The sequence below is a fragment of the Lelliottia sp. RD5 genome (genome assembly GCF_056032945.1).
Genome location: NZ_JBVYHQ010000001.1, coordinates 1,192,429 through 1,218,799, shown reverse-complemented (window position 1 = coordinate 1,218,799; position 26,371 = coordinate 1,192,429). Strand labels below are relative to the sequence as shown.

The window sequence follows — 26,371 nt, the reverse complement described above, 5'->3', positions numbered from 1 at the left end:
AAACCATCAATGATGATTGTCGCCACGCAGGTAAATGACCCAGTATGTCAACCCAACCAACAGACCCCCACCGATAATATTCCCAATGGTGACTGGGATCAGATTATCTGTGATGAAATTCATAATAGTCAGGTGAGAGAAACTTTCCGGGCTTGAACCAACAGCGGTCCAGAACTCGGGGCTTGCAAAGTTGCGGATAACGATCCCCATCGGGATCATAAACATATTTGCGATGCTGTGTTCAAAGCCGCTGGCGACAAACATGGCGACGGGCAGAACCATTATCATGGCTTTGTCCATCAGGCTGCGTCCGGAGTAGCTCATCCAGACAGCCAGGCATACCATCAGGTTTGCGAGGATACCCAGAGCGACGGCTTCGATAAATGTGTGATGCATTTTGTGGTCGGCGGTTTGAAGGACATTAAGCCCCCAGCCACCGTTGGCGGCCATATACTCGCCAGACAACCACATGAGCAAAACAAACAGCAAACAGCCAATCAGGTTGCCAACGTAGACATTGAGCCAGTTGCGCGCCAGTTGGCCCCAGGTGATTCTTCCGCTCGCTTTTGCCACAACAATCAGGACGGTTGAGGTAAAGAGGTCAGCGCCACAGATGACGCACAGAATCAAACCCAGTGAGAAACAGATACCGCCAATTAATTTTGCAATACCGAAAGGCATCGCAGCAGTACCGGTGGTCGCAGTGATGTAGAAGACAAATGCGATGGAGATGAACACACCAGCGGTAATCGCCAGATAGAACGTCGTCATCGGGTGCTTTGTTGCTTTATAGACACCCGCTTCTTCGGCCACTTTGGCCATCGCTGCTGGGAGTATTAGATCAAAAGGGTTGTCAGCTTTCACACTAACTCTCTCTTTATTAAGTCGGCGACGAGATACTAACAAAGCATTATAGAAGAGAAATTGATATAGATCATATCTCGCCTGGCTTATAGGCCCGCAAAGCGTATGGTTTTGCTACGATTGCGGCGTAAGTTTTTGATTATCCGTATAAAAATAAATTTTAAAAGTTATGAAAAGAGTTGAATTATTTCCTAAAGGCTCCTGACGGCAGTTAATTAAAATGGAGTAATTGCCCTAAAAAGTAACAGTAAAACGCAAGTAAACATATTTATATTTACCTGTAATTAACGTTATTATTACAATTAAAATTCATTGTGAATAAATATAAAAACGGGGCAATGAAATTGCCCCGTAATATAGCTCAGCGAATTAGATACGCCTACAGTCTATAGTGTTATGTGCGCTTATTTTGACCAGTGAGCGGCTTTCGCGCGCTGCAGTTTTTCATACGCTTTCAGCAGTGACTGATGTGCCGGGAACGCGTTGAGGTCGCCGTCGACAGGCTGAAGGCCATAGAATGGCGCTTCGCCGCTTAGGGCGGCACTCGCGGCTTCAACGGCTTCTGCACCATACATACGCACGAAGGCGTTCAGATATTGCAGCGGCTGGCGATCGTCTTCCTGAGAGAGCAGCAGCAAGGTTTGCAGGCAGCGGTAATAATTTGCGCGCTCTGCGCTGAATACAGACTGGTTGTACTCAATGGTCCACTCGGTCCAGGCCAAAGCCTGATCCAGATCGCCACCGGCCAGCGCCAGCATCGCTTTCAGTTCGCCGATACGCAGCGTATACCAGCCAGTGTCTTTACCGGTCGCCAGACCCAGCAGCTCGCGCACGCGGGTCATATCATCGTGACCTTCATCGTCCATCTGGGCGATCAGGTTCAAATACTCTTCTTTTTCCCATTCGCTGCCCGGCAAGGCGAGCAAGGTTTCACGAAGATGACTGCCCATCGCGTTATTTGCCAGCCACAGATCTTCTGCCGGGTAAATATCGGACATGCCAGGCACCAGAATACGGCAGGCGTAAACGCTCAGGTGTTCGTAATCGGCGATATACACTTCTTTATCTTCGGCTTTGAAGATCGCCATCAGCGTGGCGAACTCTTCTTCAGTTGTGCCGGAGAAATTCCAGTCCACGAACGGGTAGTCAGCGTCCTGCTTGAACATGTCCCAGGAGATCAAACCGCTGGAGTCAATGAAGTGCGTTTCCAGGTTAGTGTGTTCGCCCACTTCTTCATCATCAAAGGTTGGTGGCGTAAACACGTCCAGATCTTTCAGGCTGCGGCCTTGCAGAAGCTCGGTCACGGTACGTTCCAGCGCGACGCCGAAATCAGGGTGCGCACCAAACGAGGCAAAGCACGTCCCGTTAGCTGGGTTGAACAACACTACGCAGATAACCGGGTATTTACCCCCCAGTGAACCGTCGTAAGCAAATATTGGGAAACCTTCGGCTTCCAGTTTGGCGATGGATTCCACCACGCCTGGGTAGCGCGCCAGCACGTCGCTCGGGATTTCCGGCAGGCTGATGGATTCCGCAATAATGCGATTTTTGATATGACGCTCAAACACTTCGGAAAGGCCCTGAACGCGAGCTTCATTGCGGGTGTTGCCTGCAGACATACCGTTAGAGACATACAGGTTACCGACGATATTCATCGGAATGTAGACGGTTTGTTCATCAGACTGACGGGTAAACGGCAGGGCGCAAATACCCCGCTCGTCGTTACCGGATTGCAGATCGATCAGCATACCGGCGGTCAGTTCGTTGTCAGGATCGTAAAACGCACGCAGACGCGCATCCAAAATGCCGTCTGGTAATTCATCGTCTTCCGTAAGCGGGAACCATTTTTCGTTCGGATAGTGCACGAACGGGCCGTTTGCGATCGTGTCGCCCAGCCAGAAATCCGCAAAGAAATAGTTCGTGGACAAACGCTCAAAATACTCACCCAGCGCAGAAGCCAACGCCGCTTTTTTGGTGGCACCTTTACCGTTGGTAAAGCACAGCGCGCAATCGGTATCACGAATATGAACAGACCAGACGTGCGGAACTGGATTGAGCCAGGACGCTTCTTCGATATTAAAGCCCAGGTCGGTCAGTTTTTGCTGGAAGCGAGCGATGGAATCTTCCAGGGCGGCGTCTTTGCCGGGGATGAATGTTTGAGTCATGGCTATCACTTTTATCGTACGGAAAGCGCGCAATGATACGGGTTTTGCGTGACTGGCGCTATCTTCGCGGAGGATACGGCGAAAATAAAAGGCTGGGCTATGCTTACAGGCAGTAACCCACTGTTAAGGCATAGAAAAAAATGAAAGCGTTTGATCTTCATCGGATGGCATTCGACAAAGTTCCGTTAGAGTTTTTAGGAGAAGTGGCACTTCGTAGCCTTTACACTTTTATATTGGTCTTTTTGTTTCTCAAGATTACGGGTCGCCGCGGCGTACGTCAGATGTCGCTGTTTGAAGTATTAATCATCCTTACCTTGGGTTCAGCGGCTGGAGACGTTGCTTTTTACGATGACGTACCGATGATTCCGGTGTTGATCGTGTTTATCACGCTGGCCTTGCTGTATCGCCTGGTGATGTGGCTGATGTCGAAAAGTGAAAAGCTGGAGGATTTGCTGGAAGGGAAACCGGTGGTGATTGTGCAGGAAGGGCAGCTTGCCTGGGAGAAAGTCCGCAGCGCCAACATGACCGAATTTGAGTTTTTCATGGAATTACGCCTCAACAGCGTGGAGCAGTTGGGGCAAGTGCGGCTCGCAATTATGGAAACCAACGGACAGATCAGCGTTTATTATTATGACGATGAAGATGTGAAGCCGGGCCTGTGTATTTTGCCCGATGAGTGCGTAAAGCGTTTTATGGTTGTGCCAGAGTCAGAGGAGTACGCCTGTATACGCTGTAGCTATGTTGTCGCCATGCAGGCGGGAGATCATCAATTATGTCCCCGCTGCGCGCATCCAGAATGGACGAAGGTTAGCAGGGCTAAACGTATCACCTGACAGCCATTTTGTCGGTTTTGTGCGGACGTGATGGCAGAATGTTTTGTGTGACGGTGGACTCATTTTCCAGGTCATAAGTTTTAGACATTGCGGCGCGTGTCACTGAATGATAAAACCGATATCCACAGTTATAACTTAGTGCTTTTAGCGTGGTGAGGGTAAATGGCTCAGGTCTTCAATTTCAGTTCAGGTCCGGCAATGTTACCGGTAGATGTACTTAAACAAGCGCAGCAGGAGCTTTGCGACTGGCAGGGTCTTGGTACATCGGTGATGGAAATTAGCCACCGTGGTAAAGAATTTATCCAGGTGGCGGAAGAGGCAGAAAAGGATTTTCGCGATCTGCTGAATATTCCCTCGAACTACAAAGTATTGTTCTGTCATGGCGGCGGCCGTGGCCAGTTTGCGGGAATTCCGTTAAATCTGTTGGGCGACAAAACGACCGCAGATTATGTCGATGCCGGTTACTGGGCGGCCAGTGCGGTTAAAGAAGCACATAAATACTGCACCCCCAATGTGATCGATGCCAAAGTGACGGTTGATGGCTTGCGCGCGGTGAAACCGATGAGCGAATGGCAGCTATCCGACAATGCCGCGTATCTGCACTACTGCCCGAATGAAACCATCGACGGGATCGCCATTCATGAAGAGCCAAACTTTGGCAATGATGTGGTGGTCACTGCGGATCTTTCTTCCACGATCCTTTCCGGCCCGCTGGACGTCAGCCGCTATGGCGTTATCTATGCGGGTGCGCAGAAAAATATCGGTCCGGCTGGCTTGACGCTAGTGATTGTGCGCGAAGATCTTTTAGGCAAAGCGCAGAAGGCGTGTCCTTCAATTCTCGACTACACCGTACTGAACGATAACGACTCGATGTTCAACACCCCGCCGACGTTCGCCTGGTATCTTTCTGGCCTTGTCTTTAAATGGCTCAAGAAAAACGGTGGCGTGGCGCAGATGGACAAGATCAATCAGCAAAAAGCCGAGCTGCTTTATAGCACCATTGATGGCAGTGATTTCTATCGTAACGATGTCGCTAAGCCTAACCGCTCACGCATGAACGTACCGTTCCAGCTTGCGGACAGCAATCTGGATAAAGTCTTCCTTGAGGAGTCTTTCGCCGCTGGTTTGCATGCGCTTAAAGGCCACCGTGTCGTAGGTGGTATGCGTGCGTCTATCTACAATGCAATGCCAGTTGAAGGCGTCAAAGCGCTGACTGATTTTATGGCTGACTTCGAACGTCGCCACGGTTAATCGCGTTATTTTCACCCCGTGGCGTCGCTGCGGGGTTTTTTTATTATGTCGAGTTGAGAGTTAAGCTTCATGGAATCCCTGACGTTACATCCTATCGCGCGAGTCGATGGCACCATTAATTTGCCTGGCTCAAAAAGTGTCTCGAACCGCGCGCTGCTGCTGGCCGCTTTGGCAAACGGCACGACTGTCCTTACTAACCTGCTGGATAGCGATGACGTTCGCCATATGCTCAATGCGCTAAAGGCGTTGGGTGTTCAGTTCACGCTGTCTGCCGATCGTACTCGCTGTGAAGTCGTGGGTAACGGCGGGGCGCTTAAATCGGCCACCGAGCTAAAGTTGTTTTTAGGTAACGCCGGTACGGCAATGCGTCCGCTGGCGGCTGCGCTGTGTCTGGGAAGTAACGATATCGTGCTGACCGGCGAACCGCGCATGAAAGAACGTCCGATTGGCCATCTGGTCGACGCGCTGCGTCAGGGCGGCGCGCAGATTGATTACCTTGAGCAGAAAAACTATCCGCCATTACGTTTACGCGGTGGGTTTACCGGCGGCAATGTGGACGTCGACGGCAGCGTGTCCAGTCAGTTTCTGACCGCACTTTTGATGGCTGCACCGCTGGCCCCGCAGGATACGGTGATTAGCATCAAAGGCGATCTGGTCTCTAAGCCTTATATCGATATCACGCTGCATTTGATGAAAACGTTTGGCGTAGAGGTCGAAAACCAGGCGTACCAGCGCTTTGTGGTTCGCGGTGCCCAGCAGTATCAATCTCCAGGCGATTATCTTGTTGAAGGCGATGCATCGTCAGCGTCCTATTTCCTGGCCGCGGGTGCGATTAAAGGCGGTACGGTTAAAGTCACCGGAATCGGCCGCAACAGCGTGCAGGGCGATATTCGCTTTGCCGATGTGCTGGAAAAGATGGGCGCGGTGGTGACCTGGGGTGATGATTTCATCTCCTGTACGCACGGTGAACTGAATGCGGTTGATATGGATATGAACCATATTCCGGATGCGGCAATGACGATTGCGACGGCGGCGCTCTTTGCTAAAGGGACAACAACGCTTCGAAACATTTACAACTGGCGCGTCAAAGAAACTGACCGCTTGTTTGCGATGGCGACCGAGCTGCGCAAAGTCGGCGCGCAGGTGGAAGAGGGCGAAGATTATATTCGCGTCACGCCTCCTGCAAAACTGCAGGTCGCTGAGATCGGCACCTACAACGATCACCGCATGGCGATGTGCTTCTCGCTGGTGGCGTTATCCGACACGCCAGTGACGATTCTTGACCCGAAATGCACCGCAAAAACCTTCCCGGATTATTTCGAACAGCTCGCGCGTATCAGTACCCTTGCCTGATAAATCCCTGCCGCATCTTCGGATGCGGCAAAGACTTACGCTTCCTGACAGTGTTCCCGCCCATTTCTTCTACACTCTGCTTCATAAATTCCGTAATTTGCATGCAAAGATAACAGTTGCCTGCTTTGGCGCGTATAATGCGCGGCGTTCATGTTAACGGTATGCCTTAATGAAGGAGAAAAAGATGACGGCAGCTGCCCCGGTAATCACCATTGATGGGCCAAGTGGCGCAGGGAAAGGTACTCTGTGTAAAGCGATGGCAGAAGCCTTGCAATGGCATCTTTTAGACTCGGGAGCAATCTATCGCGTACTGGCTTTAGCGGCGTTGCATCACCATGTCGATGTGGCCTCTGAAGAAGCGCTGGTGCCTCTGGCTGCGCATCTGGACGTGCGTTTTATCTCTACACATGGCAACCTTGAAGTCATTCTTGAAGGCGAAGACGTGAGCGGTGAAATCCGCACCCAGGAAGTGGCGAATGCCGCTTCTCAGGTCGCCGCCTTCCCACGCGTTCGAGAGGCGCTGTTGCGCCGTCAGCGTGCATTTCGTGAAGCACCGGGGTTAATTGCTGATGGCCGCGATATGGGCACAGTGGTATTCCCTGATGCACCTGTTAAAATTTTCCTTGACGCCTCATCGGAAGAACGCGCGCAACGTCGTATGCTTCAGTTGCAGGAAAAGGGGTTTAGTGTTAACTTTGATCGCCTTTTATCCGAGATAAAAGAGCGCGACGACCGCGATCGTAACCGCGCTGTAGCCCCACTTGTTCCGGCAGAAGATGCCTTAGTTCTGGATTCGACCAGTTTAACTATTGAGCAAGTGATTGAAAAAGCGTTACAATATGCGCGCCAGAAATTGGCACTCGCTTAACTGCGACAGAATTGGTAGTACCCCCGCTGCAATGGATTGACGGCGGGTATGTGAAACAACCCCATCCGGCACGGAGCCAGGTGGACGTTATATTAACCTGAAGATTAAACATGACTGAATCTTTTGCTCAACTATTTGAAGAATCCTTAAAAACAATCGAAACCCGTCCGGGTTCCATCGTTCGTGGTGTTGTTGTTGCTATCGACAAAGATATCGTACTGGTTGACGCCGGTCTGAAATCTGAGTCTGCCATTCCGGCAGAGCAGTTCAAAAACGCCCAGGGCGAGCTGGAAATCCAGGTGGGTGACGAAGTTGACGTTGCACTGGATGCAGTAGAAGACGGCTTCGGTGAAACTCTGCTGTCCCGTGAGAAAGCTAAACGTCACGAAGCTTGGATCACGCTGGAAAAAGCTTACGAAGAAGCTGAAACTGTAGTCGGTGTTATCAACGGCAAAGTTAAAGGTGGCTTCACTGTTGAGCTGAACGGTATTCGCGCGTTCCTGCCAGGTTCACTGGTAGACGTTCGTCCTGTTCGCGACACTCTGCACCTCGAAGGCAAAGAGCTCGAGTTCAAAGTCATCAAGCTGGACCAGAAACGTAACAACGTTGTTGTTTCTCGTCGTGCCGTTATCGAATCCGAGAACAGCGCAGAGCGCGATCAGCTGCTGGAAAACCTGCAGGAAGGCATGGAAGTCAAAGGTATCGTTAAGAACCTCACTGACTACGGCGCATTCGTTGATCTGGGTGGCGTTGATGGCCTGTTGCACATCACCGACATGGCGTGGAAACGCGTTAAGCATCCAAGCGAAATCGTAAACGTTGGCGACGAAATCACTGTTAAAGTGCTGAAGTTCGACCGCGAGCGTACCCGTGTTTCCCTGGGCCTGAAACAGCTTGGCGAAGATCCATGGGTCGCTATCGCTAAACGTTACCCAGAAGGTACTAAACTGACTGGTCGCGTTACCAACCTGACTGACTACGGCTGCTTCGTTGAAATCGAAGAAGGCGTTGAAGGCTTGGTTCACGTTTCCGAAATGGACTGGACCAACAAAAACATCCACCCATCCAAAGTTGTTAACGTTGGTGATGTAGTGGAAGTTATGGTTCTGGATATCGACGAAGAGCGTCGTCGTATCTCCCTGGGCCTGAAACAGTGCAAAAACAACCCATGGCAGCAGTTCGCGGAAACCCATAACAAGGGCGACCGTGTTGAAGGTAAAATCAAGTCTATCACTGACTTCGGTATCTTCATCGGCCTGGACGGCGGCATCGACGGCCTGGTTCACCTGTCTGACATCTCCTGGAACGCTACAGGCGAAGAAGCAGTTCGTGAATACAAAAAAGGCGACGAAATCGCAGCGGTTGTTCTGCAGGTTGACGCAGAACGTGAGCGTATCTCTCTGGGCGTTAAACAGCTCGCAGAAGATCCGTTCAACAACTGGGTTGCTGTGAACAAGAAAGGCGCAATCGTAAACGGTAAAGTGACTGCAGTTGACGCTAAAGGCGCAACCGTAGAACTGGCTGACGGCGTTGAAGGTTACCTGCGCGCTTCTGAAGCTTCACGTGACAGCGTTGAAGATGCGACTCTGGTTCTGAGCGTTGGCGATGATGTTGAAGCTAAGTTCACCGGTGTTGACCGTAAGAACCGTGCAATCAGCCTGTCTGTTCGTGCTAAAGACGAAGCTGATGAGAAAGATGCAATCGCAACTGTTAACAAACAGGAAGATGCTGGTTTCTCCAACAACGCAATGGCTGAAGCTTTCAAAGCAGCTAAAGGCGAGTAATATCAAGTTCTCTGCATCTTATTGAGATGTAACCCTGTTACATCATCGAAGGATGACGAGCAGACTTGACAGATTGCAGGATTCGTCCTGTAATCAATAACAAAGGGCGGCTACGGCCGCCCTTGTTTAATAAGCTGTTCAGCTAAATGGTTTGAAGGAACCGGAGGAATCATGACCAAGTCAGAATTGATTGAAAGACTTGCCAGCCAGCAATCGCACATCCCTGCAAAAGCAGTGGAAGATGCAGTGAAAGAGATGCTGGAGCATATGGCCTCTACTCTGGCACAGGGTGAGCGCATTGAAATCCGCGGTTTCGGTAGTTTCTCTCTGCACTATCGTGCACCACGAACCGGGCGTAACCCGAAGACTGGCGATAAAGTGGATCTGGAAGGCAAATATGTTCCGCACTTTAAACCGGGTAAAGAACTGCGCGATCGCGCCAATATTTACGGAAACTGAGTTTGCCTCCGGGCAAAACTGGGTTATCTAATGAAAGCACCTTCGGGTGCTTTTTTTATGTGCTTAGCTAAAACCTGAAGCCGCTTTGCAATTCCTATTTGTCGTTGCTGCAAACGGAAATAATCTCTCCTGCACCGCTCGTATTTTTTCCTTTTGTAGCCTGACGCTGCGCTTCTACCGCATCACACTGTCCTGAACAGGGAGGTGTTATGGGTATTCCGGCGATAAGTGCATGTCTGATAACAGCGATATTACCGCTGTTATGGTTGCCTTCACTCCCCGATATTTGGACGGCCTGGGTTTGCATTGCCACCGGGACTTTGCTGGGATTTCAGCGGTTGAAATGGCTGCGCTATATCGGTTTGTGGATGATTTTTTTTGCATGGGGCGTATTAGCTGCTCTTGAATCCGTTTGGCCTATGCAGCATTTAACGGCAGGGCCGCAGCAAGCTGAAGTGGTGATTACCTCCACCGATGGTGCAACCACTCATCAAGGGCGAATCGTGAGCCTCAACGGAAAACCCTGGTTTTCAACAACAGGCGTCACGCTTTACGGTAACTATTTACCGCAAGCGGCATGTGCGGGACAGCGATGGGCCATGACGTTACGTCTTCGTGCTGTGCACGGCGAACTGAATGACGGGGGATTCGATTCACAGCGCTATGCACTCAGCATGCACCAGCCGCTGAGCGGGCGATTCACCCATGCACAAGCGTTAGATCTCACCTGCAGCTTACGATCTCGTTATCTTTCGTCGCTGACTTCAGCTTTAGCGTCTTATTCATGGGGAACAGTGATTCTCGGATTAGGAATGGGGGAGCGATTGGCGATCTCTCCTGAGATCAAAAACCTGATGCGTGAAACAGGTACGTTGCACCTGATGGCAATTTCCGGGTTACACATTGCCTTTGCGGCATCGATCATATGGCTTATCGTGCGGGGCATCCAGTTCTTCCTTCCGTGTCGCTGGACAGGATGGCGCATGCCGCTTCTGGCGGGAGTGTGTTTCGCTGTGTTCTATGCGTGGCTCACCGGTATGCAACCGCCAGCGTTACGCACTGTTGTTTCACTTGCTGCACTGGCTTCACTGCGTGTCAGCGGCCGTTATTGGTCTCCATGGCAGGTGTGGTTATGCTGCGTAGCGGCAATTCTCTTTGTCGACCCTCTGGCCGTCCTTTCACAAAGCCTCGCGCTTTCCGCCTTTGCCGTCGCCGCGCTTGTTTTTTGGTATCAGTGGTTGCCTCTGCCGGAGTGGGCTTATCCACGGTGGATAAAACCATTGATAAATCTGCTACATCTGCAAGTGGGAATGTTATTTTTACTGTTACCGCTGCAAGTCAGTATTTTTCACGGTATGAGCATCTCCTCATTAGTCGCCAATATTTTCGCCGTCCCGCTAGTTACGTTTATTTCAGTACCGTTGATCCTGGCAGGAATGCTGCTACATCTTTGTCCCTTACCCCTTTTCGAAGAGTGCGTATGGCGATTAGCAGATAAGTCACTGGCTGTACTTTTCTGGCTGCTGAAAGGGCTACCGGACGGGTGGCTAGATATTGATGAACGCTGGCTACCGGTCACGCTCATGCCGTGGCTCGTGATTATTGGCTGGCGATTTCGGGTCTGGGTATCGGCTCCTGCGATAAGTCTTGTGTGCAGCGTGTTGCTTACGTATCTGTTCTGGAGACCCGTGAAATCAGAAGGCTGGACGGTCCATATGCTGGATATTGGGCAGGGGCTGGCAATGGTCATTGAGCATAATGGCAGAGCTATTTTGTATGATACCGGCTTGGCCTGGCCCGGCGGAGACAGTGCTAAGCAGCATATTATTCCCTGGCTGCGTTGGCATCATCTGACCCCTGAAGGGGTCATCATTAGCCATGAACACAGCGATCACATCGGTGGGTTGAATTCACTACGTGAAGTTTGGCCAAGGATGTGGATAAGAAGCCCGCTAGGTTGGGCCAACCACCAGCCCTGTTTCAAGGGGCAGCACTGGCAGTGGCAAGGCTTGACCTTCACCGTTCACTGGCCGCCGAGATCGTACCAGGCGTTAGGAAATAATCGTTCATGCGTGGTGAAAATCGATGATGGTAAGCACAGCGCATTGTTAACCGGCGATATTGAAGCAAAGGCCGAGTTAGCGATGCTCAGCCACCACTGGCAATTTCTAACGTCTACACTTATCCAGGTGCCACATCATGGCAGTAACACCTCTTCATCGCAGGCGCTGGTACAGCGTGTTGGCGGGAAAATTGCGTTGGCCTCGGCAGCGCGTTACAACGCATGGCGATTTCCGTCTTTCAAAGTGGTTAAACGTTATAAACAGGAGGACTACTCTTGGTTCGATACACCTCAATATGGGCAAATCTCAGTCAACTTTTCACCACAAGGCTGGCAAATCCGCCGCTTACGAGATCAAATTTTACCGCGTTGGTATCATCAGTGGTTTGGCGTGCCCGTAGATAACGGGTAGAATATGCGGCTATTTCAACAAATGCTGGTTTTTTGAATGCATAACGACAAAGATCTCTCCACGTGGCAGACCTTCCGCCGACTCTGGCCGATGATTGCACCCTTTAAAACAGGTCTGATCGTGGCGGGTATCGCATTAATCCTCAACGCAGCAAGCGATACCTTTATGCTATCGCTCCTCAAACCGTTACTGGACGACGGTTTTGGTAAAACGGATCGCTCAGTGTTGCTATGGATGCCTCTGGTGGTTATCGGGCTGATGATCCTTCGCGGCGTGACCAGCTATGTCTCTAGCTACTGCATATCGTGGGTATCGGGCAAAGTGGTGATGACCATGCGTCGTCGACTGTTCAGCCACATGATGGGGATGCCCGTTGCTTTCTTCGATAAGCAATCTACCGGCACTTTACTGTCGCGTATCACTTATGACTCCGAGCAAGTGGCGTCGTCATCTTCAAGTGCGCTGATTACCGTCGTACGTGAAGGGGCTTCGATTATCGGCCTCTTCGTTTTGATGTTCTATTACAGCTGGCAGTTGTCGATCATTCTTATCGTCCTGGCACCGATTGTCTCAATCGCTATTCGCGTCGTATCCAAGCGTTTTCGTAGCATCAGCAAGAATATGCAAAATACGATGGGGCAGGTGACGACCAGTGCCGAGCAAATGCTGAAAGGCCACAAAGAGGTATTAATCTTCGGTGGACAGAACGTCGAAACTAAACGCTTTGACAAGGTCAGCAACAAAATGCGTTTGCAGGGGATGAAACTGGTTTCAGCCTCTTCAATCTCCGATCCGATCATTCAGCTGATCGCGTCTCTGGCGCTGGCATTTGTTCTTTATGCTGCCAGCTTCCCAAGCGTTATGGAGACATTAACGGCCGGTACGATAACCGTGGTGTTCTCATCGATGATTGCTCTGATGCGCCCGCTGAAATCACTGACCAACGTCAATGCACAATTCCAGCGCGGTATGGCGGCATGTCAGACGCTGTTCAGTATTCTGGACTCCGAACAGGAAAAAGACGAAGGCAAACGTGTTATCGAACGCGCTCACGGAGATGTGGAGTTCCGCAATGTGACCTTCACCTATCCTGGCCGCGAAACCCCTGCCTTGCATAATATCAACCTGACCATTCCAGCAGGTAAAACTGTTGCGCTTGTAGGGCGTTCAGGTTCAGGTAAATCGACGATTGCCAGCCTGATGACCCGTTTCTACGATATCGATGAAGGTGAAATCCTGCTGGACGGTCATGACCTGAGAGAGTACACGCTTCAGTCGCTGCGTAATCAGGTCGCGCTGGTCTCTCAGAACGTCCATCTGTTCAACGATACGGTAGCCAATAACATCGCGTATGCGCGTACGGAAGAGTACAGCCGTGAAGCAATCGAAAATGCGGCTCGTATGGCTTATGCGATGGACTTCATCAACAAGATGGATAACGGTCTCGACACCATTATTGGAGAGAACGGCGTGCTGCTTTCAGGCGGTCAGCGTCAGCGAATCGCGATTGCTCGCGCGCTGTTGCGCGACAGTCCGATTCTGATTCTGGATGAAGCAACGTCGGCGCTGGATACCGAGTCTGAGCGCGCGATTCAGTCGGCGCTGGATGAACTGCAGAAAAACCGCACATCGCTGGTGATTGCTCACCGGTTGTCCACGATCGAGCAAGCTGATGAAATCGTCGTAGTGGAAGATGGCTTGATCGTCGAGCGCGGAAGCCATGCGGATCTTGTCGAGCAACGCGGCGTCTATGCTCAGCTTCATAAAATGCAGTTTGGCGCATGATTGCACGCATCTGGTCCGGAGAATCACCTCTGTGGCTGCTGCTATTGCCGCTTTCCTGGCTGTACGGCCTGGTGAGCGGCCTCATCCGTCTTTGCTACCGTATTGGTATTAAACGTGCGTGGCGTGCGCCGGTACCCGTTGTTGTCGTCGGTAATCTAACGGCCGGAGGGAACGGTAAAACACCCGTGGTCATTTGGCTGGTGGAACAACTCGCTCAGCGCGGTATCCGGGCAGGCGTCGTATCACGTGGGTATGGCGGAAAAGCCGAACGCTATCCTCTTCTCCTCACATCGCATACCACAACGGAACAAGCGGGTGACGAACCGGTGCTGATCTTTCAGCGAACCGGTGCTCCGGTTGCTGTTTCACCAAAACGGAGCGAAGCCGTTCAGGCTTTGCTGGCCGCATACCCGGTTGACATCATCATTACGGACGATGGCTTGCAGCACTATGCGCTCGCGCGTGACAAAGAAATTGTTGTTATTGACGGGGTGCGTCGTTTCGGTAATGGGTGGTGGTTACCCGCCGGGCCGATGCGCGAACGAGCATCGCGGCTGCGTACGGTCGACGCCGTAATTGTCAACGGCGGTGAAGCGCTGCCTGGTGAAATTCCTATGCGACTAATGCCCAGTGAGGCCGTGAATCTGCTGACCGGAGACCGGCGGGATGTTTCGCAACTGCCCGCGCTGGTGGCGATGGCGGGGATTGGACATCCTCCTCGTTTCTTTGCCACGCTGGAGCAATGCGGTGCCCAACTTGAAGCCAGGGTTCCTCTTGCCGATCATCAGGCGTTGAGCCTTGCGGATGTTGATCCGCTCGTGACCGTTAACCAAAACCTGATCATGACCGAGAAAGATGCGGTGAAATGCCGCGCTTTTGCTAAATCTAACTGGTGGTATCTTCCGGTTGATGCTGAACTCAGCGGCGAAAAACCAGAACTGTTGCTCCAGGAACTGATTTCGCTGGTGCGTTAAGCGGAAGCGGTTCTGGTGGCGCGACGACGAACAGGAAAACGCATGCACTTACCGCACCTCTCGCTCCAGGCCGCCCGTAATCTGCATCTTGCCGCGCAGGGGCTTTTAAAGAAACCTCGCCGCCGCGCGCAACCCTCGGATATTCTCTCTACTATTCAGCGTATGTCGCTGTTGCAAATCGATACGATCAACATTGTTGCTCGCAGCCCTTATCTCGTCCTTTTTAGTCGTCTGGGAAATTACCCCTCCCACTGGCTTGATGACGCGCTGAGTCGGGGAGAGCTCATGGAATATTGGGCTCATGAGGCATGTTTTCTGCCGCGACGTGATTTTGGTCTGGTCCGCCACCGGATGCTGGCGCCAGAAAAAATGGGCTGGAAGTATCGTCAGGAGTGGATGCACGAAAATGCGAATGAGATCGAACAACTCATTGAGCACATTCACGAAAACGGCCCGGTCCGCTCAGCAGATTTTGAACATCCCCGCCAAGGCACAAGCGGTTGGTGGGAGTGGAAGCCGCATAAACGCCATCTCGAAGGGCTGTTTACGTCCGGAAAAGTGATGGTGGTTGAGCGGCGTAATTTCCAGCGAGTTTACGATCTCACTCAGCGCGTGATGCCTCACTGGGACGATGCGCGAGATCTGCTCGATCAAACAGCGGCAGAGGCCATCATGCTGGAGAACAGCGCCCGTAGCTTAGGCATTTTCCGCATGCAGTGGCTGGCGGATTACTATCGCCTTCGTCAACCGGCCCTGAAATCGACGCTGGAACGCTGGCAAGAAAACCAGCGTGTTGTCCAGGTGGACGTAGAAACGTTGGGTGAAATGTGGCTACATGCGGATTTATTACCGCTCCTGCCTCTGGCTCTGGACGGGAGGTTGAGCGCGTCACACAGTACCGTATTATCACCGTTTGATCCTATCGTCTGGGACCGCAAGCGCGCCGAACAGCTGTTTGGTTTCACGTATCGTCTTGAATGCTACACCCCCGCGCCGAAACGTCAGTATGGCTACTTTGTTCTACCGCTGCTGCATAAAGGCCAACTGGTGGGGCGTATGGATGCCAAAATGCACCGTAAAACCGGCGTATTGGAAGTGATTGCGTTGTATCTGGAAGAGGGCGTCAGAGTCAGTTCAGCTCTGGAAAAAGGGCTTTTCTCAGCGCTCAACCAGTTCGCCACCTGGCAGGGGGCAAAACGGGTCACTCTGTCGCGATTACCCGATCAACTTTTCGATGCGTGTCGGAGTGGCTGGGAAATAGACATAGCCTGAAAAAGGAATGTGGTAAGCTTTCATCATTATTTATACGGAGGAACTATGGATCACCGTTTACTTGAAATCATTGCCTGCCCGGTGTGCAACGGCAAACTCTATTACAGCCAGGATAAACAAGAACTTATTTGCAAACTGGATAATCTGGCGTTTCCGCTGCGCGATGGCATTCCGGTCCTGCTTGAAACGCAAGCCCGCTCGCTGGCTGCAGAAGAGAGCCGACCATGAGTTTTGTCGTCATTATTCCGGCACGTTTTGCCTCCACGCGTTTACCAGGCAAGCCGCTGGTGGATATTAATGGTAAACCGATGATTGTCCATGTGCTTGAAAGAGCCCGTGAGTCAGGTGCCGATCGAGTGATTGTTGCCACGGATCACGAAGACGTTGCCCGTGCCGTCGAAGCGGCAGGCGGCGAAGTGTGCATGACTCGCGCCGATCACCAGTCTGGTACGGAAAGACTGGCTGAAGTCGTCGAAAAATGCGGTTTCAGCGATGATACCGTTATTGTGAACGTGCAGGGCGATGAGCCGATGATCCCGGCGGTAATTATTCGCCAGGTTGCGGAAAACCTCGCGCAACGTCAGGTGGGAATGGCGACGCTTGCCGTGCCGATTCATCATGCTGAAGAAGCGTTTAATCCGAACGCGGTTAAAGTGGTGATGGACGCTGAAGGCTACGCGCTCTATTTCTCCCGTGCGGCTATTCCGTGGGATCGCGACCGTTTTGCCGCCTCTCATGAGGTTATTGGTGACACGTTCCTGCGACACCTGGGTATTTACGGCTATCGTGCCGGCTTTATCCGTCGCTATGTGACCTGGGCGCCAAGTCCGCTGGAGCATATCGAAATGCTCGAACAGCTGCGTGTGCTCTGGTATGGCGAAAAAATCCACGTTGCGGTTGCCCAGGAAGTTCCTGGAACGGGCGTTGATACACCCGAAGATCTTGAACGCGTGCGTGCTGAACTGCGTTAATTCCCCCACATCCCCTCACTCGAGGGGATGCTCTACCGTTAGGTTTTCCCTCATTTTTCTTCATCCAAATTGATCTTATCAGGGTGACATCCGTCTGCGACGCGCTCATTATAAAAGCAGTAGTTTTGATGGGGATAATCCGATATGGAACAGCTGCGTGCCGAGCTAAGCCATCTGCTGGGGGAACAACTCAGCCGGGTGGAATGTGTGAATGAAAAGGCGGACACTTCGCTGTGGTCGCTGTATGACAGTCACGGTAATCCGATGCCGTTAATGGCAAGGAGTTTTTCTTCCCCCGGTGTCGCCAGACAGCTGGCGTGGAAAATGTCCCTGCTTGCGCGTAGCGGAACGGTGCGTATGCCGACCGTCTATGGCGTGATGACTCACGAAGAACATCCCGGTCCGGATGTTCTGTTGATTGAACGGTTGCGCGGTGTTCCCGTTGAGGCACCCGCGCGTACCCCGGACAGATGGGAGCAACTGAAAGACCAGATCGTCGAAGCGCTGCTTGCCTGGCACCGGCAGGATAGCCGTGGTCTGGTAGGGGCTGTGGACAGCACCCAGGAAAATATCTGGCCGCACTGGTATCGGCAGCGGGTCGAAGTATTGTGGGGCACGCTCAATCAATTCAGTAATACCGGGCTGACAATGCAGGATAAGCGGATTTTATTCCGTACGCGCGAATGTCTGCCTACGCTGTTCGACGGTTTTAACGACAATTGCGTGTTAATTCATGGCAATTTCACCCTGCGCAGCATGCTTAAAGATTCACGCAGCGATCAGCTACTGGCGATGGTTGGACCGGGGATTATGCTTTGGGCACCGCGTGAGTATGAGCTTTTCCGTTTAAGCGACAGTGGCCTGGCAGAAGGTTTGCTTTGGCATTATCTCCAGCGCGCGCCCGTCTCGGAATCCTTTCTGTGGCGGCGCTGGGTTTATCTCATGTGGGATGAAGTGGCGCAGCTCGTCAACACCGGGCGCTTTAATCGCGCCAATTTCGATCTCGCCTCGAAATCACTCTTGCCCTGGCTCGCCTGACGAGCCTTTCAGCCATTGCCAGAGGCGTCCGAGCGTTTCATAGCCCACGCGATCGCTGTGCATCAGCCAGACCGGCGACGGGATCGCGCGTTCCCACGGGTTCAGCGGCGCATCAATGGCCAGCTGGTTAGCCGGCGCGGGAAGAGGATGTAATCCGGCATGTTCAAAGAAAATCATCGCGCGGGGTAAATGCGAGGCGGACGTCACCAGCAGGAACGGCGCATCACCAATGGCCTGTTTCACCGCTGCGGCCTCTTCTTCCGTATCCTTAGGGCTGTCGAGAGTGATTATCGCCGAGCGCGGCACGCCGAGTGATTCAGCCACGCGTGCCCCGGCTTCTGCGGTACTCACCGGATTGGTTTTTGCGGGCGCGCCCGTAAAGATCATTTTTGAACCCGGATTCGCCAGCCACAGGCGTATGCCTTCGTTTAAACGCGGCAGACTGTTATTGATTAAGTTTGAACTGGGTGCCCAACTGGGGTCCCAGGTGTAACCGCCACCCAGCACCACGATATAATCCACCTTCTGTTTTCCCTGCCACGTCGGGTACTTATCTTCAATCGGGCGCAACAGCCCGTCAGCGACAGGTTGCAGGCTCAACAGGAGTAGCATCAGCCAGCCCGCTGTCATCACGGTTTTTCCCGTTTTCTGAAAACGAGTCAACCAAAGCAGCAGCAGTCCGAGCGCCATGAGCAACAGCATGAGGGGCAGAGGAAGCATCATGCCTCCAATAACTTTCTTTAGGGTAAAAAGCATCCTTTTTGGTTCCTTTTTTAACCATACAGCAGGCGATTACCCGCGATATTACACCAGAGAGGTTCATTCTCCGCGCGGGTGTGACAAAATAGCGGTTTTGCTGGTAGCGGGCGGAACTCTCCCAATGCGGGATCGCAATTTTGATGACATCGCGGAAAAGTTTTCGCGCAACATTTATGGCACCACTAAAGGGCAGTTGCGTCAGACGATCCTCTGGCAGGATTTGGATACGCTGCTTGCCACCTACGGCAGCCGAAAGTTGCGCGTTCTCGATGCCGGCGGCGGTGAAGGTCAGACGGCCATTTTAATGGCAGAGCGCGGCCATCACGTGACGTTTTGCGATCTTTCCGCTGAGATGGTTGCACGCGCGAAACGCGCGGCACACGAGAAAGGTGTGAGCGACAACATGCATTTTATACATTGCGCCGCTCAGGACATTGCCCAGCATTTGGAAACTCAGGTTGATCTGATATTGTTTCACGCGGTGCTTGAATGGGTCGCTGAACCGCAAGCAATGTTAAACACGCTGTGGACGGTGCTTAGCCCCGGCGGCGCGCTGTCGCTGATGTTCTACAATGCCAATGGCCTGTTGATGCGCAATGTGCTGGTGGGTAATTTCGGTTATGTGCAGCAGGGCATGTATAAAAAGAAACGACGTACGCTTTCGCCAGATTTTCCGCGCGATCCCCAGCAGGTCTACGGCTGGCTGGAGGAGATTGGCTGGGAAATTACCGGGAAAACGGGCGTCAGGGTGTTTCATGATTATCTGCGCGATAAACAAAAACAGCATGAATGTCTGGACGCCTTAACAGAAATAGAAACACGGTATTGCCGCCAGGAGCCGTTTGTGAGCCTTGGCCGCTATATACACGTCACCGCGATTAAAAGCCTGGCCCGTTAGGCTTACACCGCAGATGCAAGGATAATTTATGAGTGATTTTTCCCAGACAGTCCCCGAGCTGGTTGCCTGGGCCAGAAAAAACGATTTCTCCATCGCGCTGCCGGTCGACAGACTCTCTTTTCTGCTGGCCATTGCCACGCTGAATGGCGAGCGCCTGGATGGTGAAATGAGCGAGGGTGAACTGGTGGACGCTTTCCGCCATGTGAGTGATGCGTTTGAGCAAACCAGCGAAACCATTAGCGTGCGTGCCAACAACGCAATTAACGATATGGTGCGTCAACGTCTGCTGAACCGCTTTACCAGCGAGCAGACCGAAGGCAACGCCATCTATCGTTTGACGCCTCTGGGTATCGGCATCACGGATTATTACATTCGTCAGCGTGAGTTTTCCACGCTGCGCCTTTCCATGCAGCTATCAATCGTTGCGGATGAGCTCAAGCGTGCAGCGGATGCGGCGGATGAAAACGGAGATGAATTCCACTGGCATCGCAACGTTTATGCTCCGCTGAAATACTCGGTCGCCGAAATTTTTGACAGCATCGATCTGACCCAGCGCTTGATGGATGAACAGCAGCAACAGGTAAAAGATGATATCGCGCAGCTGCTGAACAAAGACTGGCGTGCGGCGATCTCCAGCTGTGAACTTTTATTGTCAGAAACCTCCGGTACGCTACGTGAACTGCAGGATACGCTGGAAGCGGCGGGCGATAAGCTCCAGGCCAATTTGTTGCGTATTCAGGATGCGACGATGGCGCATGACAATCTGCATTTCGTCGACAAGCTGGTCTTTGATCTGCAAAGTAAACTCGACCGCATTATTAGCTGGGGTCAACAGTCGATTGACCTGTGGATCGGCTATGACCGTCACGTACATAAGTTTATCCGTACCGCGATTGATATGGATAAAAACCGTGTGTTCGCTCAGCGTCTGCGCCAGTCGGTGCAAACCTATTTCGATGCGCCATGGGCGCTGACCTACGCCAATGCCGATCGTCTGCTGGACATGCGTGACGAAGAGATGACGCTTCGCGATGAAGAGGTCACCGGTGAACTGCCGCCGGATCTGGAATTTGAAGAGTTCAACGAAATTCGTGAACAACTTGCGGCCATGATCGAAGAACAGCTGGCGGTCTATAAATCCAGACAAGTGCCGCTAGATCTCGGTCTCGTGGTGCGCGATTATCTGGTGCAATACCCGCGTGCGCGTCATTTCGATATTGCCCGCATCGTCGTCGACCAGGCCGTGCGCCTGGGCGTCGCGCAAGCAGATTTCACCGGACTGCCGCCGAAGTGGCAGCCGATTAACGATTACGGAGCCAAGGTACAGGCGCATGTCATTGACAAATATTGAACAAATGATGCCAGTTAAGCTGGCCCAGGCGTTGGCGAATCCGTTATTTCCGGCGCTGGATAGCCAATTGCGTGCCGGTCGCCACATTGGCCTTGATGAACTGGATAATCACGCGTTTCTGATGGATTTCCAGGAGTATCTGGAAGAGTTTTACGCCCGCTATAACGTGGAGCTGATCCGCGCCCCGGAAGGATTCTTCTATCTGCGTCCGCGCTCGACGACGCTGATCCCACGTTCGGTTCTTTCTGAATTGGACATGATGGTAGGCAAAATTCTTTGTTATCTCTATCTCAGCCCTGAGCGTTTGGCCAATGAGGGGATTTTCACTCAGCAAGAGCTGTACGATGAGCTGCTGACCCTCGCCGAAGAGGGCAAGCTGCTGAAGCTGGTGAACAATCGTTCCACCGGTTCAGATCTTGATCGTCAGAAATTACAGGAAAAAGTGCGCTCTTCTCTGAGCCGTCTGCGCCGTCTCGGCATGGTGTGGTTTATGGGTCATGACAGCAGCAAATTCCGTATCACAGAAGCGGTTTTCCGCTTTGGTGCTGATGTGCGTGCGGGCGACGATCCGCGTGAAGCGCAGCTGCGCATGATCCGTGACGGTGAAGCGATGCCGGTCGAAAACCATTTGCAGCTCAATGACGAGCCTGAAGAGACCCAGACGGAAAGCGGGGAGGAAGAGTAATGATTGAACGTGGTAAATTTCGTTCACTGACGCTGGTTAACTGGAACGGTTTCTTTGCCCGAACCTTTGATCTGGATGAGCTGGTGACAACGCTCTCCGGGGGGAACGGTGCGGGTAAATCCACCACGATGGCAGCGTTTGTCACGGCGTTGATTCCCGATTTGACGCTGCTGCACTTCCGTAACACCACGGAAGCGGGAGCCACGAGCGGCTCGCGTGATAAAGGTCTGCACGGTAAGCTCAAAGCCGGCGTCTGTTATTCCGTGCTGGATGTCATCAACTCCCGCCACCAGCGCGTGGTAGTGGGCGTTCGCTTGCAACAGGTCGCTGGCCGTGACCGTAAAGTGGACATCAAACCGTTCGCGATTCAAGGGTTGCCGACCTCCGTCCAGCCAACAGCAATGCTGACGGAAACGCTGAACGATCGCCAGGCGCGCGTCCTCTCTCTCCAGGAGCTGAAAGAGAAGCTTGAGGAGATCGAAGGGGTTCAGTTCAAGCAGTTCAACTCGATTACCGATTACCACTCGCTGATGTTCGATCTGGGCATTGTTGCGCGTCGTCTGCGCAGCGCCTCGGACCGTAGCAAATACTATCGCCTGATTGAAGCCTCGCTGTACGGCGGTATTTCCAGCGCCATCACCCGCTCGTTGCGCGACTACCTGTTGCCGGAAAACAGCGGCGTGCGTAAAGCATTCCAGGATATGGAAGCCGCGCTGCGTGAAAACCGCATGACGCTGGAAGCCATTCGCGTCACCCAGTCTGACCGCGACCTGTTTAAGCACCTGATCAGCGAAGCGACCAACTACGTGGCGGCGGATTATATGCGCCACGCGAATGAACGCCGCATTCATCTGGATAAGGCGCTTGAATATCGCCGCGAGCTGTTCACCTCGCGTAAACAGCTGGTGGCAGAGCAGTATAAGCACGTTGAGATGGCGCGTGAGCTGGGCGAACAGAACGGTGCTGAAGGCGATCTCGAAGCGGATTATCAGGCGGCCAGCGACCATCTGAATCTGGTGCAAACCGCCCTGCGTCAGCAGGAAAAAATTGAGCGTTACGAAGCCGATCTCGATGAGCTGCAGATTCGTCTCGAAGAACAAAATGAAGTGGTGGCAGAAGCCGCCGAGATGCAGGAAGAGAACGAAGCGCGCGCCGAAGCCGCAGAGCTGGAAGTGGATGAGCTGAAAAACCAGCTTGCCGACTATCAGCAGGCGCTTGATGTTCAGCAAACCCGTGCGATCCAGTACACCCAGGCGCTGCAAGCGTTGCAGCGCGCGAAAGAGCTGTGTCATCTTCCGGATCTGACGCCAGAAAGCGCGGATGAATGGCTGGAGACATTCCAGGCAAAACAGCAAGAAGCCACAGATAAATTACTCTCTCTCGATCAGAAAATGAGCGTGGCGCAAACTGCGCACAGCCAGTTTGAACAGGCTTACCAGCTGGTTACCGCGATCAACGGCCCGTTGGCGCGAAGCGATGCGTGGGAAGTCGCGCGTGAACTTCTGCGTGACGGTGTAAACCAGCGCCATTTGGCTGAGCAGGTTCAGCCGTTGCGTATGCGTCTGAACGAGCTGGAACAGCGTCTTCGGGAACAGCAGGAAGCCGAGCGTCTGCTGGCTGAATTCTGCAAGCGCCACGGAAAACGTGTCGACATCGACGAACTGGAAGCCCTGCATCAGGAACTGGAAGCCCGTATTGCCTCTCTTTCTGACAGCGTTTCAAATGCCGGTGAGCAGCGTATGTCGCTGCGACAGGAGCTGGAACAGCTTCAGGCACGCACGCAGAAACTGCTGCAACGAGCGCCTGTCTGGCTAGCCGCGCAAAGCAGCCTCAATCAGCTCAGTGAGCAGTGTGGTCAAGAGTTTGAATCCAGCCAGGATGTCACCGAATATCTGCAGCAGCTGCTGGAGCGCGAGCGTGAAGCGATTGTTGAACGCGATGAAGTCGGCGCGCGTAAACGTGCCATTGACGAAGAAATTGAGCGCTTAAGCCAGCCCGGCGGCGCCGAAGATTCTCGCCTCAATGCGCTCGCAGAACGTTTTGGCGGCGTGCTGCTCTCTGAAATCTATGATGATGTTAGCCTGGATGATGCGCCGTACTTCTCAGCACTTTATGGCCCATCCCGAAACGCCATCGTTGTGCCGGATTTGTCCCTGATTGCCGACCAGCTTGAAGGCCTGGAAGAGTGTCCGGAAGATCTCTACCTGATCGAAGGCGATCCGCAGTCCTTTGATGACAGCGTCTTCAGCGTGGATGAGCTTGAAAAAGCGGTGGTGGTGAAAATCGCCGATCGTCAGTGGCGCTATTCCCGTTTCCCAACGCTGCCGCTGTTTGGTCGTGCCGCACGCGAAAACCGTATTGAAAGTCTGCATGCGGAACGTGAAACGCTGTCCGAGCGCTTCGCGACGTTGTCCTTTGATGTGCAGAAAACCCAGCGTTTACACCAGTCGTTCAGTCGTTTTATCGGTAGCCACGTTGCCGTCGCGTTTGAGCCCGATCCAGAAGCGGAAATCCGCAAGCTCAACACCCGTCGCGGTGAGCTTGAGCGTGCGATAAGCCTTCATGAAAACGACAATCAGCAGAGCCGCGTTCAGTTCGAACAGGCGAAAGAGGGCGTTGCAGCGCTTAACCGCATTCTGCCGCGTCTGAATCTGCTGGCCGATGAAACGCTCGCTGACCGCGTAGACGAAATCCAGGAACGCCTGGATGAAGCGCAGGAAGCCGCTCGCTTTGTCCAGCAGCACGGGAATCAACTGGCGAAACTTGAGCCGGTATTATCCGTTCTGCAAAGCGACCCGGAACAGTTTGAACAGCTGAAAGAAGACTACGCGTATTCTCAGCAGGTGCAGCGCGATGCGCGTCAGCAGGCGTTTGCACTGACCGAAGTGGTGCAGCGTCGCGCTCACTTTGGCTACAGCGACTCGGCGGAAATGCTGAGCGGTAACAGCGATCTCAACGAAAAACTGCGTCAGCGTCTGGAGCAAGCGGAAACAGAACGTAGCCGCACGCGTGACGCTTTGCGCAGTCATGCGGCACAGCTGAGCCAGTATGGCCAGGTTCTGGCGTCGCTGAAAAGCTCGTTTGACACCAAAAAAGAGCTGTTAACCGATCTGCAGAAAGAGCTCCAGGATATCGGCGTGCGTGCGGACAGCGGGGCTGAAGAGCGGGCGCGTATTCGTCGTGATGAACTGCACAGCCAGTTAAGCAACAACCGCTCGCGTCGCAATCAGCTGGAAAAAGCCCTGACGCTGTGTGAAGCGGAGATGGATAATCTCACTCGTCGCCTGCGCAAGCTGGAACGTGATTATCACGAAATGCGCGAGCAGGTTGTGACCGCCAAAGCGGGATGGTGTGCGGTGATGCGCCTGGTGAAAGACAGTGGCGTTGAGCGTCGTCTGCATCGCCGTGAGCTTGCCTATCTTTCCGGTGATGAGCTGCGTTCCATGTCGGATAAGGCATTGGGTGCGCTGCGCCCAGCGGTGGCGGACAACGAGCATCTGCGCGATGTACTGCGCATGTCTGAAGATCCAAAGCGCCCGGAACGCAAAATTCAGTTCTTTGTGGCGGTATATCAGCACCTGCGTGAGCGTATCCGTCAGGATATTATCCGCACGGACGATCCGGTTGAAGCTATCGAGCAAATGGAGATCGAGCTGGGTCGTCTGACCGAAGAGCTGACGTCTCGTGAACAGAAGCTGGCGATCAGCTCTCGCAGCGTAGCGAATATTATCCGGAAAACGATCCAGCGCGAGCAGAACCGTATTCGGATGCTCAACCAGGGTCTGCAAAGCGTCTCGTTTGGCCAGGTGAACAGCGTGCGTCTGAACGTGAACGTCCGCGAAGCTCACGCCACGCTGTTGGATGTGCTTTCTGAACAGCATGAGCAACACCAGGATCTGTTTAACAGCAATCGTCTGACCTTCTCTGAGGCGCTGGCGAAGCTCTATCAGCGCCTCAATCCGCAGATCGATATGGGGCAGCGTACACCACAAACTATCGGCGAAGAGCTGCTCGATTACCGTAACTATCTGGAAATGGAAGTTGAGGTTAACCGCGGCTCAGACGGCTGGCTGCGTGCCGAATCCGGTGCGTTGTCGACCGGGGAAGCGATCGGTACCGGGATGTCGATTCTGGTAATGGTTGTGCAGAGCTGGGAAGACGAATCGCGCCGCCTGCGCGGGAAAGATATTTCGCCTTGCCGTCTGCTGTTCCTCGATGAGGCCGCGCGACTGGATGCCCGTTCTATCGCTACGCTGTTCGAGCTGTGCGATCGTCTGGGGATGCAGCTGATTATCGCAGCACCTGAAAACATCAGTCCTGAGAAAGGCACAACGTATAAACTGGTTCGTAAAGTATTCCAGAATACTGAGCATGTGCATGTGGTGGGTCTGCGCGGCTTTGCACCGCAACCGCCGGAGTCATTACCCGAAGCAGCTGACGCGTCGTAAGGCGCTTTGACGAAAAGGGCGACACTTCGGTGCCGCCCTTTTTATTTGTTTAACTTGTAATTCGGATTACGTTATCTTTAAACTTCTTTACATAAGGTCAGGCAACAGCGTATATGCCTTTCTATAATGAAGAAAAGCC

The 26,371-nt window shown here is 52.9% G+C and carries 20 protein-coding genes; 17 read left to right on the top strand and 3 right to left on the bottom strand.

Going from position 1 to position 26,371, the window contains the following annotated elements; translation table 11 throughout:
* Nucleotides 1-6 precede the first annotated feature (6 nt).
* Complete coding sequence (gene focA / locus AC0LWE_RS06125) at nucleotides 7-864, bottom strand: formate transporter FocA (protein ID WP_012016821.1); 858 nt, start codon at nucleotides 862-864, stop codon at nucleotides 7-9.
* A gap of 404 nt (nucleotides 865-1,268) precedes the next feature.
* On the bottom strand, nucleotides 1,269-3,029 hold the full coding sequence (gene ycaO / locus AC0LWE_RS06120) for a 30S ribosomal protein S12 methylthiotransferase accessory factor YcaO (protein WP_202667070.1): 1,761 nt from the start codon (nucleotides 3,027-3,029) through the stop codon (nucleotides 1,269-1,271).
* Nucleotides 3,030-3,169: 140 nt separating this feature from the next.
* On the opposite strand from ycaO, the gene AC0LWE_RS06115 reads away from it, so the two are divergent.
* The 13 genes from AC0LWE_RS06115 (at nucleotide 3,170) to AC0LWE_RS06055 (ending at nucleotide 18,091) form a co-directional block, all read left to right on the top strand.
* Complete coding sequence (locus AC0LWE_RS06115) at nucleotides 3,170-3,862, top strand: DUF421 domain-containing protein (protein WP_202667069.1); 693 nt, start codon at nucleotides 3,170-3,172, stop codon at nucleotides 3,860-3,862.
* Between the two features lie 162 nt (nucleotides 3,863-4,024).
* On the top strand, nucleotides 4,025-5,113 hold the full coding sequence (gene serC / locus AC0LWE_RS06110; protein ID WP_202667068.1) for a 3-phosphoserine/phosphohydroxythreonine transaminase: 1,089 nt from the start codon (nucleotides 4,025-4,027) through the stop codon (nucleotides 5,111-5,113).
* Nucleotides 5,114-5,182: 69 nt separating this feature from the next.
* Nucleotides 5,183-6,466 (top strand): 3-phosphoshikimate 1-carboxyvinyltransferase, encoded by a 1,284-nt coding sequence (gene aroA, locus AC0LWE_RS06105; protein ID WP_202667067.1) that lies wholly within the window; start codon nucleotides 5,183-5,185, stop codon nucleotides 6,464-6,466.
* A gap of 184 nt (nucleotides 6,467-6,650) precedes the next feature.
* Complete coding sequence (gene cmk, locus AC0LWE_RS06100) at nucleotides 6,651-7,334, top strand: (d)CMP kinase (RefSeq protein ID WP_012016826.1); 684 nt, start codon at nucleotides 6,651-6,653, stop codon at nucleotides 7,332-7,334.
* 110 nt (nucleotides 7,335-7,444) lie between these two features.
* Nucleotides 7,445-9,118, top strand: coding sequence for a 30S ribosomal protein S1 (rpsA, locus tag AC0LWE_RS06095; protein ID WP_474265017.1), 1,674 nt, complete (start codon nucleotides 7,445-7,447; stop codon nucleotides 9,116-9,118).
* Nucleotides 9,119-9,289: 171 nt separating this feature from the next.
* Nucleotides 9,290-9,577: an integration host factor subunit beta gene (gene ihfB / locus AC0LWE_RS06090; protein ID WP_012016828.1), complete on the top strand. Its 288-nt coding sequence runs from the start codon at nucleotides 9,290-9,292 to the stop codon at nucleotides 9,575-9,577.
* A gap of 209 nt (nucleotides 9,578-9,786) precedes the next feature.
* Entirely contained in the window at nucleotides 9,787-12,051 is a 2,265-nt protein-coding gene (locus AC0LWE_RS06085; protein WP_202667065.1) for a ComEC family protein, read from the top strand.
* Nucleotides 12,052-12,087: 36 nt separating this feature from the next.
* On the top strand, nucleotides 12,088-13,836 hold the full coding sequence (msbA, locus tag AC0LWE_RS06080) for a lipid A ABC transporter ATP-binding protein/permease MsbA (protein WP_219346820.1): 1,749 nt from the start codon (nucleotides 12,088-12,090) through the stop codon (nucleotides 13,834-13,836).
* A complete protein-coding gene (gene lpxK, locus AC0LWE_RS06075) occupies nucleotides 13,833-14,810 on the top strand; it encodes a tetraacyldisaccharide 4'-kinase (protein WP_219346819.1) in 978 nt (325 codons plus the stop codon). The genes msbA and lpxK overlap by 4 nt, the downstream gene beginning before the upstream one ends.
* 42 nt (nucleotides 14,811-14,852) lie before the next feature.
* Nucleotides 14,853-16,082: a winged helix-turn-helix domain-containing protein gene (locus tag AC0LWE_RS06070; protein ID WP_202667063.1), complete on the top strand. Its 1,230-nt coding sequence runs from the start codon at nucleotides 14,853-14,855 to the stop codon at nucleotides 16,080-16,082.
* A 45-nt stretch (nucleotides 16,083-16,127) separates the two neighbouring features.
* Nucleotides 16,128-16,310: a protein YcaR gene (gene ycaR / locus AC0LWE_RS06065; RefSeq protein ID WP_059178447.1), complete on the top strand. Its 183-nt coding sequence runs from the start codon at nucleotides 16,128-16,130 to the stop codon at nucleotides 16,308-16,310.
* On the top strand, nucleotides 16,307-17,053 hold the full coding sequence (gene kdsB, locus AC0LWE_RS06060; RefSeq protein ID WP_131487625.1) for a 3-deoxy-manno-octulosonate cytidylyltransferase: 747 nt from the start codon (nucleotides 16,307-16,309) through the stop codon (nucleotides 17,051-17,053). Before ycaR ends, kdsB begins: the two co-directional genes overlap by 4 nt.
* Before the next feature lie 144 nt (nucleotides 17,054-17,197).
* Entirely contained in the window at nucleotides 17,198-18,091 is an 894-nt protein-coding gene (locus tag AC0LWE_RS06055; RefSeq protein WP_174342160.1) for a YcbJ family phosphotransferase, read from the top strand.
* Here AC0LWE_RS06055 and elyC read toward each other — a convergent pair.
* Nucleotides 18,068-18,847, bottom strand: coding sequence for an envelope biogenesis factor ElyC (elyC, locus tag AC0LWE_RS06050; protein ID WP_219346818.1), 780 nt, complete (start codon nucleotides 18,845-18,847; stop codon nucleotides 18,068-18,070). The two genes, AC0LWE_RS06055 and elyC, sit on opposite strands and share 24 nt — an antisense overlap.
* A 124-nt stretch (nucleotides 18,848-18,971) precedes the next feature.
* Between elyC and cmoM the strand changes: the two genes are divergently transcribed.
* Genes cmoM through mukB form a run of 4 tightly spaced genes read left to right on the top strand, consistent with a single transcriptional unit; the run spans nucleotide 18,972 to nucleotide 26,232 of the window.
* The gene (cmoM, locus tag AC0LWE_RS06045) at nucleotides 18,972-19,748 is read left to right on the top strand and encodes a tRNA uridine 5-oxyacetic acid(34) methyltransferase CmoM (RefSeq protein ID WP_059178443.1); all 777 of its coding nucleotides are present in this window, start codon (nucleotides 18,972-18,974) and stop codon (nucleotides 19,746-19,748) included.
* 28 nt (nucleotides 19,749-19,776) lie between these two features.
* Nucleotides 19,777-21,099, top strand: coding sequence for a chromosome partition protein MukF (mukF, locus tag AC0LWE_RS06040; protein WP_059178442.1), 1,323 nt, complete (start codon nucleotides 19,777-19,779; stop codon nucleotides 21,097-21,099).
* Nucleotides 21,080-21,784 (top strand): chromosome partition protein MukE, encoded by a 705-nt coding sequence (gene mukE, locus AC0LWE_RS06035; protein ID WP_059178441.1) that lies wholly within the window; start codon nucleotides 21,080-21,082, stop codon nucleotides 21,782-21,784. The genes mukF and mukE overlap by 20 nt, the downstream gene beginning before the upstream one ends.
* Entirely contained in the window at nucleotides 21,784-26,232 is a 4,449-nt protein-coding gene (gene mukB, locus AC0LWE_RS06030) for a chromosome partition protein MukB (RefSeq protein ID WP_174342158.1), read from the top strand. The genes mukE and mukB overlap by 1 nt, the downstream gene beginning before the upstream one ends.
* Nucleotides 26,233-26,371 lie beyond the last annotated feature (139 nt).